Source organism: Mucilaginibacter sp., from assembly GCF_041660805.1.
Taxonomy (GTDB): domain Bacteria; phylum Bacteroidota; class Bacteroidia; order Sphingobacteriales; family Sphingobacteriaceae; genus Mucilaginibacter.
Map to the genome: position 1 here is coordinate 31,412 of NZ_JBAZVP010000007.1, position 14,130 is coordinate 45,541.

Below are 14,130 nucleotides of genomic sequence, written 5' to 3' on the forward strand. Positions count from 1 at the left end.
TAAGATCAACATCTAAATTTGAGTTTTGGCAAAAACCATTATCGCTAACTTTTTGCTATTATAATTGCATATTATTTACACGTTTAAATTAAACATTATGAATAAAAGAATAGGCATTATTGGCCTTGTATCGGGCTTTTTAATGATCGGGCTGCTCTCATTTAAAATGATAAAGGGAGTTCATGAAAAGGGCAGCCCGGAGTTGGCTAATGCCGGCTTAACACTGCCGGCGGGTTTTAACGCAGCTGTTATTGCCGAAAATATGGGTGGTGCACGCCACATAACCGTAAGCCCGAAAGGCGATATATATGTAAAGCTTGACAGGCCAAAGAATGGTAAAGGCATATTGATGCTGCGTGAAAATGCAGGTAAGGCCGAAGTGAAAACCAGCTTTGGCAATTACGGAGGCACAGGCATCGCTATAAAAAACGGCTACCTGTATGCTTCGTCAAATACAGATGTTTACCGTTATAAACTAAATGCAGATAACGAGGTGATCAACCCGGATCAGCCAGAAACAATAGTTACCAAACTGCTTAATCGCCGTGCCCATAATTCAAAATCTATTACGCTTGATAACGATGGTAACATCTATGTGAATGTGGGTGCTTACTCAAATATTTGCAGCGAGTTTGATAAGGATAAAAAAGGCTGCCCCATCCTTGACTCGGCAGGTGGTATATGGCAATTTAAAGCCAATAAACTGAACCAAACCTATGCCGATGGTGTTAGATATGCTACCGGTTTAAGAAATGTGGTTGGACTTGACTGGAACCAGCAGGATAATCAACTATTTGTAATGCAGCATGGCCGCGACCAGCTACACGGATTATTTCCGCAGTATTACAGCGAAAAACAATCGGCTATTTTCCCTGCGGAATGCATGTATGCCTTAAAAAAAGGAGATAATGCAGGCTGGCCATATATGTATTACGACCACGAGCAGCATAAAAAAATATTAGGCCCTGAATATGGCGGTGACGGCAAAAAAGAGGCTGATCCTAAATATATTGATCCGGTTGCTGCTTATCCGGGCCACCTTGCCCCCAATGGTTTACTGTTTTATACCGGCAATCAGTTTCCTGAAAAATATAAAAATGGTGCTTTTATTGCTTTCCATGGTTCATGGAACCGCGCACCCGAGCCACAGGCAGGTTATTTTGTGGTTTTTCAGCCGTTTAAAAATGGCAAGCCCGACGGCCAGTGGGAAGTTTTTGCCAATGGATTTTCAGGCTCTCCAGAAAATACGGCAAGTGGCCATGCAGAACACCGCCCTTGCGGATTGGCACAAGGGCCGGATGGTTCGTTATATGTAACTGACGATGCTAAAGGAAGTGTTTACAAAATAAGCTATAAAAAATAAAATGAAGTTTAAATTATCAATACCAGTGTTTGCCAGTTTAATGTGCATATTTTTAATTGGCACCGCGCAAACTAAGCCCAAATCAAAAACTGCTGCCAAGCCGGTTAAAAACAGTAGTATGAATGCATCAGTACTGGCAGGCCAGAAAGTGTATGTGCAATATTGTTTAACCTGCCACCAGGCTGATGGTGGAGGAGTGCAGCGCTTAAACCCACCGCTTATAAAAACTCAATATGTATTGGGCGATAAAAACAGGCTCATCAATATAGTCCTTAAAGGATTTAGCGAAGATGTAGAGATAAACGGTGAATACTATTCAAACACAATGCCCGCACATGATTTTTTAAAGGATCAGGAAATTGCCGACGTGCTAACCTATGTGCGTAATAGTTTTGGCAATAAAGCCAGCGCCATTAAACTTGCCGAAGTAACCCCTGTGCGGGCTGCTAACAAAAAGTAATACTACCACATTGCTGCTTCCCCTAACAAGGGAAGCAGCAATGTTTGTGTTATGTATAAAAATTGGCAAAGTAATTATTAAGGTTCATTTCCTTGGGGAGTGCAAGCTTTTTCCTTAACCTATAACGGCCTATCTCCACCCCTCTTACAGAGATATTTAAAAGCTGGGCAATTTCTTTACTTGATAAGTTCATTCTTAAATAGGCGCATAATTTAAGCTCATGATTACTTAACAGCGGGTGTGTTTCTCTTACGGCTTTCAAAAAGTCGCTTTGCGTATTGTCAAAGTAAACAGCAAACTGCTCCCAGTCTTTATCCATTTTACTTTCCTGGTTTATTATCCTGATCAGCCTTTTTAATTCCTCTGAAGGCATGTCGTTGTCCGCATTCCGTAAATGAACCAGCTCTTCTTTTATTTTTGATAGCAGCTCACTCTTTTGCAGCATATGCATAGCTACAGAGGCTAATTCAGAATTTTTACCAATTATTTCAGATTCCAGCTTTTCGTTTTTTAAAGCGATGATCTCTTTTTCGGATTTTTCCAGTTCCAGCTGGTGAAGATAATTTAACCGCTTTTGCTCTTCCTTGAATTTGATTTTTTGACGAATGAATTTCTTTTTAAGTCCGCGGTAAAACAGATAATTAAAAGTTATAAACAGCAGGGCATATACAGCATAAGCCCATTTTGTAAGGTACCAGGGCGGAAGAATTATAAATGAATAACTTACTATCTGTGATTCATTGCCCAGGTTACTCCGGGCTTTAATTTGAAACTTGTAATTGCCTGCAGGTAAATTGGTGAAATCCCTTTCCGTCTTTTTTGACCAATTAGACCATTGCGCATCAAATTTTTCTAAATAGTAGCTGTATTCAATATTCAACTGGTTTTGAAACGATGGTGAGCTGAACTCAAAGTGGAGATTGTTTTGTTTGCTGCTGAGCTCCGTTAATGCTTTTTTTGTGTCGATAACCAGATATCCCCCATTTAAAATACTATCTGTACTTCCCGAGGCCTTAACTGTTCTTAAGAGAACGGTAATGTGTTCTTTGTTGCCCTTATATCGCTTGTAATTGATATGATAAAATCCTTTTTCCGCACCTACTAAAATGTTTTCTTCATTTAATGGGTAAATGTTTTCAAAGTCACTCACCAGGTTACCATTAAGCTCCGGGAAATAGGTTGTCTGCGGTTTTTGGCCTGAAAAGTCAACGACACCAAGTTTCTTTTCTTCAATAAACCAGACATTACCTTGTGAGTCTTCCTTTAAATATCTTACATCATTTTGTTTGAAGATCTTTTTGAAATAAGCCGATGGCTCAAACCTGTCGGTGCTGTTGTTATATTCATAAATACCTTTTTCTGTTGCTACTACGGTCCGATTTTTTATCCTGAACAAGCGGTTTTTTAATTTAGAAGGCAAGCCGTTTTTATCAGTGTATAATTTGGTAACCGGATGCTCCGGCAAACTCAAATCTATTTTAAATATGCCCTTGTAGTTGTGGGCAACCCAGGCAATTTTATTTTCAAGTATTACTGATCGTGCTGATTCGGAAAAACTAATATTCTGTTTTGATCTGTAAGTGTTATTGTCGAAGTTAATAAGATCAAGCCCGTTGTAATTACCCGCTATAAGCACTGAAGCCGGCGGGTTTTTATCAAAAGCGGTGAAATTCCAATAGCCAAAGCGGGTATCAATAGGAATAGCATTATCATTTTTTATTTGAAATGCTCCTTCGTGATGGGCCATTAATAGATCATGATTAATCTCATAGAGTCCCCAGCAAGGGCCTTTTGTATTTTCTACCATCCTAAATTGCCCGGTAGCTTTACTTAAGTCGGTATTCTTGCCTACTGGAAGCTGGTATAACCCGTTGGATGTGCCAATGTATAATGTTTGATTGTGAAGAATGGCACTGTATCCCGTCCCTTCATTTAATCTTTCGGGATAAATATGTTTGATAGCGCTGTTGTACGCGTTAAAATCAATTCCATCGTCAAGCCCCATCCATAAGTTATGGTCCTTATCTAAAAATAACCCAAGTATGGTATTATTTTGAAGGCCTTCTTTTCGGGTAAGCGATTGTGTGACCTGGCCTTGTTTATCAATAATGTATACCCCTGCCATTTGTGTACCTATAGCAATATGGTTATCATCAATTAAAATGGCGCTTAATATCAATTGATTTAAGAATGGATTGGCAGCTTTAAAATGAAAAGCACTTAACTTTTGATGTGATAAAATAAACAGGCCATTTTTTAATGTGGTTACCAAAATGCTGTCTTTACCGATAGCCAGCAGGGAGGTGACTGTATAGCCTGCAGGCATGGAATTTATAATGGATAAAGGCACCCATTTTCCTGATGAAAACTTCAACAACCCTTTGCCGGCATCCTGCGCTATGAGCTCACCGTTGCATGATCCCAAAAACTGCCATTGTGAACCGGGCTGATAATCTGTTAAAGACTGACCTTCAAGGCTAAAAATATGGCTTTGCGACCTAAAAAAGAGTTGATCGCCGTAAGGTACAATGTTCCAGATGTCTTTAAATCCATCAGCATTTCCTTTTAGCAGCTTCTTTAGTGAAGTATAGGCTAAATTTCCATTTTTATCCGGCGAAAAATAGCCAAATTCACTCTGGCCACCCACATATATTTTCTGATCAATTCCTATCGCTACAGACCTTACTATTGTTCTGTTGGGCAGCGGATATAATTTCCAGTAGGTGCCGTCAAAACTCAGCAGGCCTTCACTGTTGGCAAAGTATAAGATGCCGTCTTTACCCTGAACTATAGTTCTGTTTTGTAACCCTCCATTATAATCACGCCTCAGGTACGAAGTAATATTGGTAAGGCCAATTGGGTTTTGACCATAGATGCTGCTACAGTTAATCAATATAAAGATCAACAACCACCTTATTCTCATTTTATTTCCAACAGTTTCATTTAATCTAATTGGCTGTCTGCTCCTTAAATATCTAATCCCAGGCATGATGTAGTAATGATGTAATGCGAAATTACCTATCATTCAGGGCGAAAATTAAATTTGATGCTTATAACCAAATTATAATACCCGCAATATAAGTATTCAGAATTGGGCATGCCATAAAATGGCGGGCTTTGTAATTAAATAGTGGCGGGGCAAATAAATCTTTTAAAAAAATGAGAAAAATTAAAGTGCTTAGTTCCTGTGTTGTTTTTTTAATAGTGTTAGCAAGCTTGTCTTCTTCGGCGCAGCAAAAAAAGATAGGCATTTTTGATGGCCAGGTAGATGTTGGCGCCAAAACGAAACCAGGGTCCGGAATTTACGTGCCTCAAACACAACAATATTTAATATCCGGCGCAGGCTACAATGTTTGGTTTGATCGGGATGAATTCCATTATGTATATAGAAAAATGAAGGGTGATTTTATCCTGTATACCCGTGCCGAATTTGTGGGCTGGAACGGTGTTGAAGATCACCGTAAAGTGGGCTGGATGGTTCGTAAGTCATTAGACGACAAATCTGCACATATCAACGCTGTTGAGCATGGCGACGGACTTACCTCATTGCAATACAGGAGAACTGCCGGGGCAACAACAGAAGAGATTAAATCAAAAATAACCCATGCCAACATTATCCAGCTGGAAAGGAAGGGTAATACTTATACCATGCGTGTTGCCAAAATTGGCGAACCATTTGTAACCGAACAAGTGGCTGATCTGGACCTTGGTGATGAAGTGTATGTGGGTTTATTTGTAGGCTCTCATAATGCCGATGTGACAGAAACAGGTGTATTCCGTGACGTGAGCATTACGGTACCTTACCCCGGCATTGCAGATCAAAGAACGCAAATGACCCTGGGCAGTAATCTGGAAGTGATGGAAGTGGCTACAGGTAACAGGGAAGTTATTTATACCGTGCCTTATTCTATACAAGCCCCCAACTGGACAACCGATAACAAGAGCCTCATATTTAACAGCAGCAAAGGCGTTTTATACAAGTTTGATTTAGCTACCCGTAAAGCAGCGTTGTTAAATACAGGTAATGTCAAGAATAATAATAACGACCACGTGCTATCTTTTGATGGCAAAATGATCGCGCTAAGCAGCGGGGTAAAGGAATTGGGCGGCTCTATTATTTACACAGTGCCTGTAACCGGCGGTACGCCTAAGCAAATTACCCCTAAAGGCCCTTCTTATATGCACGGCTGGTCCCCGGATGGGAAAGACCTGGTGTTTTGCGGCGAAAGAGGAGGAGAGTATGATGTTTATAAAGTGCCTGCTGCAGGCGGCCCCGAAGTGCGTTTAACAAACACAAAAGGATTGGATGACGGCCCGGAGTATACACCCGATGGAAAATATATTTATTTTAATTCGGTAAGGTCCGGTTTAATGCAGATATGGAGGATGAAACCTGATGGCAGCGACCAGGAGCAGGTAACCAATGATGACTTCAATAATTGGTTTGCCCATATATCTCCGGATGGCAAATGGATGGTGTATTTAACTTTCCTTAAAGAAGAAGTTGAGCCGGGTATTCACCCTCCGTATAAACACGTATATATTCGCTTATTGCCAATTGGCGGGGGTAAACCCAAAGTACTTGCTTACTTTTATGGTGGTCAGGGATCTATGAATACCCCTTCATGGTCTCCGGATAGTAAGCATATAGCTTTTATCAGTAATACCAACACCGGCGAATCAACTAAATAACCAATATGATATCAAATAAAAATACCAGGCGGAACTTCCTGAAAACCTGGGGTACTTTAGCCGCGAGCGCGGTTCTTGTTCCTGAACTTTTAAAGGCGGATAGTAAGAAAGGCAAAAAAATAGGACTACAGCTTTATTCAGTTAGAAAAGATATGCTTGCAGACGCTGCCGGAACGTTAAAGCAGTTAGCAAAAATCGGGTATAACGAAATAGAATCTGCAAAGAGCCAAAAGGGCAATTACTATGGTTTAACACCAAAAGAGATCAAAAGCATAACCGGCGATTTAGGGATTAGCCTGGTAAGCGGGCATGTGCAAATTGATAACGACTGGCAAAAATCAGTAGATCAGGCAGCCGAAGCCGGTCAGTCTTACCTCATTTGTTCTGTACTGCCAACCAATGGACAAACTGTAGCAAATTATCAGCGCAGTGCAGAGGTATTCCAGAAAGCTGCAGAAGATTGTAAAAAGGCCGGGATTACTTTTGGATACCATAACCATGAGTATGAATTTGAAAAAGAGGGCGAGCAAACATTGTATGATGTTTTATTAGACCATACTGATCCAAATCTGGTTAAAATGGAGCTTGATCTGGGTTGGGTAATTGCTACAGGCGCCGATCCTCAGTATTATTTTAATAAATATCCGGGCCGTTTCCCGCTGTGGCATCTAAAAGATATGGACCTGAAGCTGAAACAAAGTACGGAATTTGGCAAGGGAGGCGTTAATATTAAAGAGCTTTTAGGTAGCGCAAAAAAATCGGGCTTAAAGCACTTTTTTGTAGAGCAGGAAGAATATAGCGGTACACCGCTGTCAAGTGTCGAATACGATTACAATTATGTTTCCAAACTCCTTTAATACTAAGGGATATTCAATCAAATATTAATATCATGATCAAAAAACCAATTATCGTTAGTTTCTTATTATTGTTTTTAATAGCAGGTAGTGCAATAAGTGCGCTTGCACAAAACGGCGTTAAGGCCAACCACGTTGCATTATATGTAAAAGACCTTAAAAAAAGCGCGGATTTTTATAAGAATGTAATGCAGCTTAAGGAGATCCCTGAGCCATTTCATGATGGCAAGCATGTATGGTTGAGAACAGGCGAGCATAGCCAGCTTCATTTAATAGAGGGCGCGGCCGAAGTAACCCAGCATGATATTAATTCGCATTTTTCTTACTCGGTAAACAACCTTCAGGATTTTTCAAAACACCTGGATCAGTTACATGTTAAATACGGCAACTGGAAAGGCGATTCTAAATCTCCGCAGCTAAGGCCCGATGGTGTTAAACAAGTTTATTTGCAAGACCCGGATAACATTTGGATAGAGGTTAATGATGATAAGTTTTAACCTGCAGTACTGAAACATTAAACCAATTCTTAACCTTTAATATTATGACTTCAAGAAGATCGTTTCTTAAAACTTCCGCATTGCTTTCTGCTGGGGTTTTAGTGGCTCCTGATTTATTTGCTTATAAACAAAGATACATAGGCCTGCAGCTGTATACAGTTAGAGATTACATGCAAAAAGATCCGGCTGCTACGTTGGCCAAAGTCGCGCAAACCGGCTATACTTCGGTAGAAGGAACCTATTCTGGTGCCGGAAAATTTAATAATGTTGAGGCAAAAGACTTCATGGCGTTATTAAAGCAAAACGGATTGATAATGCCAAGTTGCCATTATCGCCTTGGCGAAGAAAAAATAAACGGGGTGGCACAGAGCGGGACTATATTAAATGGCTGGGATAAAGCGGTTGATGATGCGGCTGCAACGGGTGTGAAATATATGGTTTGTGCATTCCTTTCTGTACCGGAACGGGGTTCTCTTGACCATTATAAAAAGGTGGCCGATGATTTTAACAAAGCAGCCGAAACCTGTAAAAAGGCAGGTGTGCAATTTTGTTATCATAACCACGATTTTGAGTTTGAAAAACAGGACGGAAAGTTCCCTTATGAGATATTATTGGCCAATACAGATAAAGAGCTGGTGAAAATGGAAATGGATATGTATTGGGTTAGCAAAGCCAACCAGGATCCTATTGCTTTGATAAATGAAAACCCCGGCAGGTTCCCTTTATGGCATATAAAGGATATGGATAAAACCCCTCAGCGTATGTTTACAGAGGTGGGGAATGGCGTTATTGATTTTAAGACAATATTTAAACACGCCAATAAATCCGGCTTAAAATATTTCTTTGTAGAAGAGGATAAATGCCCCGGTGATCCTTACGATAGTATTGCCCAAAGTGTTAATTACATAAAAAAGAACCTGGTTAACATTTAACAGCAGCCATGAAAAAACTATTTTTTTTACTGATAACTGTATTTTGCCTGGGCAATATGGTCTTTGCACAGCAAGCCAATAAGTGGCAGGACTTATTTACAGGGAAATCTGTAAAAGAGTTAAGGGGTTATAAGATGGACTCTTTTCCTTTTGGAGCATGGAAGATAGAGGACGGTGCATTGGTTGCCCAAACAGGTGTCCCTAATGTTGATTTTTTAACGAAGGAGACCTACACTAATTTTGATTTGACGTTGGAATGGGCCGTATCTAAAGCCGGTAATGGTGGGGTTTTTTATAATGTGCAGGAAAATTCAAGTCATGAATCTGGTAATGGCAATAGCCCCAACTGGCTTGATAATTTTGAAATGCAACTATTGGATGATATTGATTTTAATGACCATGAACCCAGGCGTTCTGCTGGTTCGTTATATGACCTTATCGCTCCGCAAAATAAACATCTTAAGCCTGTTGGCGAATTTAATACCTCAAGGCTGTTGGTTAACAAAGGCCACGTTGAGCAATGGCTTAATGGTGTAAAAGTTGTGGAATATGATCTGGGATCAGAAAAGCTAAATGATTTAATCAATCATAGTAAGTATAAGGATAACCCCAACTTTGCAAAATCTGCAAGCGGGCACATTATGTTTCAGCATCATGGGCAAAAAATATGGCTCAAAAACATAAAGATAATGCGATTATAAGACTTCTATCTTAAAACGAAGCCGGGCTTATTCAAGTCCGGCTTTTTTATTACAGCAGGCTTTAATTGTCGGTACAGTTCTTAGATTTGATTATCATTTTTTAAATTCGATGGATTTTACAATTGACTGGGGTATGTAAGATAAACCTGATAACTTGCCAATTGTAAGCATAACAGTAATAGCTAAAAGTGCTACGCTTTCTGCTTAAAGAAATAAACCTAAGTAACCAAAAAAGCAATTAATATTGGGCGGTATTTGTGCCCGGGGAATTGTGAATAAATAGAATCGCCTGCAACGGTAACACTGCTGTTGGTGTTAAATTATGAATTTGTAAAATGCAGGAGAAAGAATTAAGGAGCAGCGGTTGGTTTGGCCGTAAAGGGAAAGACGGATTTATTTATCGTGCCTGGATGAAAAACCAGGGTATACCCGAGCATGAGTTTAAAGGCAAACCTATTATAGGTATTTGTAATACGTGGAGCGAACTAACACCCTGTAATGCACACTTTAAAGAATTAGCCCAATCTGTAAAGAATGGAATATTTGAGGCGGGCGGCTTCCCGGTTGAATTCCCTGTGATGTCATTGGGCGAAACCTTGATGAAACCTACTGCTATGCTTTACCGTAACCTGGTAAGCATGGATGTGGAAGAATCTATAAGGGCTAATCCGCTTGATGGCGTGGTTTTACTTTGCGGATGTGATAAAACAACACCCGCTTTAATAATGGGTGCATGTAGTGTAAATATTCCAACCATAGTGGTTTCCGGCGGGTCAATGCTTACCGGAAAGTTTCGGGGAAAAGATATTGGCACATCTGATATATGGCGTTTTTTTGCCGACCATCAAACAGGGCAAATGAATGATGAAGACATGTATACTGCTGAAGCCTGCCTGGCCCGCAGTCAGGGGCATTGCGCCGTAATGGGCACGGCGTCTTCTATGGCTTGTATGGTAGAATCGCTTGGTCTGTCATTACCTCAAAATGCGGCTATCCCTGCTGCCGATTCCCGCCGGAAAGTTTTAGCCCATCTTTCGGGTAACCGAATTGTAGATATGGTTAGGGAAGACCTTAAATTAACGGACATTCTTACCAAAGAGGCATTTGAAAATGCTATTATTGTTAATGCCGCTATAGGTGGTTCAACCAATTTTATCATACACCTGCTGGCTATTGCGGCCCGTATTGGAGTTGATTTAACTATGGATGACTTTAATACAACAGCGAGGCAAATTTCTTTATTGGCCAACCTGCAGCCATCAGGCAAATATTTTATGGAAGATTTCTTTTATGCCGGTGGTTTGCCTGCGCTAATGAAAGAACTACATGGCAAATTGCATAGTGATACCATCACCGTAAGCGGGCAGCCAATGTTGCGAAACTATGAAAACAGCGAATGTTATAACCGTGACCTGATTGCCACGCTTGATGAACCCTTTAACCCGGTGGCGGGGATAGCTGTACTGAGGGGTAATTTATGTGAGAATGGAGCGGTTTTAAAACCATCGGCAGCAAGCAGCCATTTATTGCAGCATACAGGTAAGGCCGTGGTTTTTGAAAATATTGAAGATTTTAACAAACGGATAAATGATCCGGAACTTGATGTTGAAGAGAGTTCCGTATTAGTATTAAAAAATGTAGGCCCCCGTGGATATCCGGGTATGCCCGAGGTAGGCAACATGCTTATCCCCAAAAAGCTGATGGATATAGGGGTGACTGATATGGTCCGCATATCAGACGGGCGAATGAGCGGCACCGGCTTTGGCACTGTAATATTACATGTTTCGCCGGAGGCTGCTGTTGGCGGTACGCTTGCCATAGTACAAAACGGTGATGTTATTGTACTTGATTACAAGGCAGGGCAGCTAAATGTTCAATTAAGTGATGAAGAAATTGCAGCCCGTAAGGAAAAATTTGTTAACAATACTCATATTGCGCAACGGGGATATGTACACTTGTATCAAACACATGTAGATCAGGCACATTTGGGTGCAGACCTTGACTTTTTAAAGGGTAGCTCGGGTAGTAAAGTGATCAGAGATTCACATTAATAAAACAGGAATGAATTTTAAGAGTAAAATAGCAATAGTTACGGGGGCTGGTCAGGGTATTGGCTTTGAGATATGCAAAATGCTTTCAGAAAAGGGGGCCACAGTTATTTTAAATGATATTGATGCTGATTTGGCTACCAAAGCGGAGACCTTTATCAATGAAAACCATGGTGGTAATTGTTTAGCCATGGTTGGCGACTCCAGCGATCTGGCCTTTATAAATAAAATGGTTGATACGGCTGTTGATCTGTACGGCCAGTTAGATATTGTGATTGCTAACGCGGGGATCACTTTATATGGCGATTTTTTAACTTACAGTAAAGAATCATTTTCAAAGGTAATGGATGTTAACCTTGGCGGTTCTTTCTTTTTAGCGCAGGCTGCTGCAAAGCAAATGAAGCAGCAAGGTAAGGGTGGTTCAATTTTGTTTACCTCCTCGGCCGTTGGCCACCAGGCTTTAAAAAGCCTGGCCGCCTATGCCATGACAAAAGCCGCTTTAGAAATGCTGGCTAAAAATCTGGTGATAGAGCTTTCTTCCTACAAAATCAATGTAAATACGGTTGCACCCGGTGCAACGCTAACTGAACGCACTATGGAAGAGGCCGATTACGAACGGATTTGGTCAAACATAACCCCAATGGGCCGCCCGGCTTACGTTACTGATATAGCGAATACCGCGCTGTTCCTGGTATCAGACGAGGCTAAGCAGATAACCGGTCAAAGCTTAATTGTTGATGGGGGATGGACCTCTGTTAGTGTTTTACCCGAAGGACTTAAATAAAATTGAATATATGTTTAGTTTAAAAAATAAAGTGGCATTAGTAACGGGTGGCGGAAGCGGAATTGGAAGGGCTGTTTCTATGCTTTTCGCAAAACAAGGTGCTAAAGTATGTATTGTTGATTTTGACGAAACCGGTGGTAATGCAGTTACAGATGAAATAAAAGCTGCCGGGCACGAAGCCTGGTTCTTTAAATGTAATGTAGCAAAGCAGGATAATGTAAATGAGGTAGTAGATGCTATAAAAGCGCAATTCGGTCAAATTAATATTCTGATAAATAATGCCGGTATTGCGCATATAGGTAAGGCCGATACCACCAGCGAAGAGGATTTTGACAGGGTGCTTTCGGTAAACGTTAAAGGCGTTTACAATTGCCTGCATGCGGTTTTACCCGTAATGAAACAAGGTGGCGGGGTAATATGCAACCTGGCATCTATTGCATCGTCTGTTGGTTTAGCAGATAGGTTTGCCTACTCAACTTCAAAGGGCGCTGTAGTAGGCATGACCTTATCCGTTGCAAAAGATTATTTAGCAGATAACATCAGGTGTAACTGTATTTCGCCGGCAAGGGTACATACCCCTTTTGTAGATGGTTTTTTAGCCAAAACGTACCCCGGCCAGGAAAAGGAAATGTTTGATAAGCTATCCAAAACCCAGCCCATCGGTCGTATGGGCCAACCAGATGAAATAGCGGCTTTAATGCTCTATCTATGCTCTGACGAGGCTGCTTTCATAACAGGTTGCGATTACCCTATAGATGGTGGTTTTATAAAATTAAACACATAGAACAATGGTAGAAGTTGCTAATAAACATTCATGTTTATTAGGTGAAGGCCCTGTATGGGATGAGAAAACTAACACTATTTGCTGGGTTGATATTATTAATGGAGATATTCATGAGCTTAACCCGGCAACTGGTTTCTTTAAAACAATAAACGTTAACAGTATGGTAGGCGCCATTGCAATCTGCACAAATGGCGATTTTTTGGCTGCCATAAAAGAAGGCCTGGCAATTGTAAAACGGGAAACAGGTGAATTGAATCTCTTTTCAAATCCCGAATCTCATTTACCGGGTAATCGTTTTAATGATGGTAAGTGTGATCCGGAAGGACGGTTTTGGGTTGGAAGCATGTCTATTGATGAATTACCTGATGCCGGTAGCCTGTATGTTTTAGATATGAACAATCAGGTCGCAAAAAAGATAGAGCATACTACTATATCAAACGGAATGGCCTGGAGCCTTGACCATCAAACGTTTTATTACATTGATACGCCAACTTTAAAAGTAGTGGCTTACGATTATGAAAAAAGCAGCGGAATCATCACAAATCCAAGAACAGTAATAACAATTGATGAGAAGGACGGTTACCCTGATGGGATGACTATTGACGCAGAGGGCATGCTCTGGATAGCCCACTGGGGAGGTTGGCAGCTTACCCGATGGGATCCATTAACAAGTGAGAAGTTGTTTTCAATTCCATTACCGGTAGCTAATGTAACTTCATGTACTTTTGGAGGTGACAATTTTCAAGACCTTTATATAACAACCGCTAAAAAGGGGCTCACTGAAGAAGAATTGGCGCAACAGTCATTAGCCGGAAATCTTTTCGTCTGGAAAAATTCCGGATACAAAGGGTTGCCCGTGTTTAAATGCAAATATTTTGGTCACCCTGCGGCCTGATTCTAAAATTATGAAAATTTAACCCTACCAAAATGAAAGGGCGTAAAGAATTTTCCTTTATAAGATAATATATATTCTTTTGATTATCAGGTAATTGCATTGGGTGGTGTGGTTGTGGCA

Annotated in this window: 12 protein-coding genes; 11 read left to right on the forward strand and 1 reads right to left on the reverse strand. The window is 40.7% G+C overall.

What is annotated here, in order from left to right; genetic code table 11:
* The first annotated feature begins 97 nt into the window (after positions 1 to 97).
* On the forward strand, positions 98 to 1,363 hold the full coding sequence (locus WC743_RS11630; protein ID WP_373012158.1) for a sorbosone dehydrogenase family protein: 1,266 nt from the start codon (positions 98 to 100) through the stop codon (positions 1,361 to 1,363).
* A gap of 1 nt (position 1,364) precedes the next feature.
* Entirely contained in the window at positions 1,365 to 1,823 is a 459-nt protein-coding gene (locus WC743_RS11635) for a cytochrome c (protein ID WP_373012159.1), read from the forward strand.
* A 49-nt stretch (positions 1,824 to 1,872) separates the two neighbouring features.
* Here WC743_RS11635 and WC743_RS11640 read toward each other — a convergent pair whose 3' ends face one another.
* Entirely contained in the window at positions 1,873 to 4,746 is a 2,874-nt protein-coding gene (locus tag WC743_RS11640; RefSeq protein ID WP_373012160.1) for a triple tyrosine motif-containing protein, read from the reverse strand.
* A 236-nt stretch (positions 4,747 to 4,982) separates the two neighbouring features.
* On the opposite strand from WC743_RS11640, the gene WC743_RS11645 reads away from it, so the two are divergent.
* From WC743_RS11645 to WC743_RS11685, 9 genes are all read left to right on the forward strand, one after another.
* Positions 4,983 to 6,515 (forward strand): TolB family protein, encoded by a 1,533-nt coding sequence (locus WC743_RS11645; RefSeq protein WP_373012161.1) that lies wholly within the window; start codon positions 4,983 to 4,985, stop codon positions 6,513 to 6,515.
* Positions 6,516 to 6,520: 5 nt separating this feature from the next.
* Positions 6,521 to 7,372, forward strand: a complete 852-nt coding sequence (locus WC743_RS11650) for a sugar phosphate isomerase/epimerase family protein (protein ID WP_373012162.1) — start codon at positions 6,521 to 6,523, stop codon at positions 7,370 to 7,372.
* Between the two features lie 32 nt (positions 7,373 to 7,404).
* Positions 7,405 to 7,866, forward strand: a complete 462-nt coding sequence (locus WC743_RS11655; RefSeq protein ID WP_373012163.1) for a VOC family protein — start codon at positions 7,405 to 7,407, stop codon at positions 7,864 to 7,866.
* Between the two features lie 44 nt (positions 7,867 to 7,910).
* On the forward strand, positions 7,911 to 8,798 hold the full coding sequence (locus tag WC743_RS11660) for a TIM barrel protein (protein ID WP_373012164.1): 888 nt from the start codon (positions 7,911 to 7,913) through the stop codon (positions 8,796 to 8,798).
* A gap of 8 nt (positions 8,799 to 8,806) precedes the next feature.
* Entirely contained in the window at positions 8,807 to 9,499 is a 693-nt protein-coding gene (locus WC743_RS11665; protein ID WP_373012165.1) for a DUF1080 domain-containing protein, read from the forward strand.
* 335 nt (positions 9,500 to 9,834) lie between these two features.
* Positions 9,835 to 11,550, forward strand: a complete 1,716-nt coding sequence (locus WC743_RS11670) for an IlvD/Edd family dehydratase (RefSeq protein ID WP_373012166.1) — start codon at positions 9,835 to 9,837, stop codon at positions 11,548 to 11,550.
* 10 nt (positions 11,551 to 11,560) lie between these two features.
* On the forward strand, positions 11,561 to 12,331 hold the full coding sequence (locus WC743_RS11675) for an SDR family NAD(P)-dependent oxidoreductase (protein WP_373012167.1): 771 nt from the start codon (positions 11,561 to 11,563) through the stop codon (positions 12,329 to 12,331).
* A 10-nt stretch (positions 12,332 to 12,341) separates the two neighbouring features.
* Entirely contained in the window at positions 12,342 to 13,115 is a 774-nt protein-coding gene (locus WC743_RS11680) for an SDR family NAD(P)-dependent oxidoreductase (RefSeq protein WP_373012168.1), read from the forward strand.
* Positions 13,116 to 13,119: 4 nt separating this feature from the next.
* On the forward strand, positions 13,120 to 14,010 hold the full coding sequence (locus WC743_RS11685; RefSeq protein ID WP_373012169.1) for an SMP-30/gluconolactonase/LRE family protein: 891 nt from the start codon (positions 13,120 to 13,122) through the stop codon (positions 14,008 to 14,010).
* Positions 14,011 to 14,130: the final 120 nt, after the last annotated feature.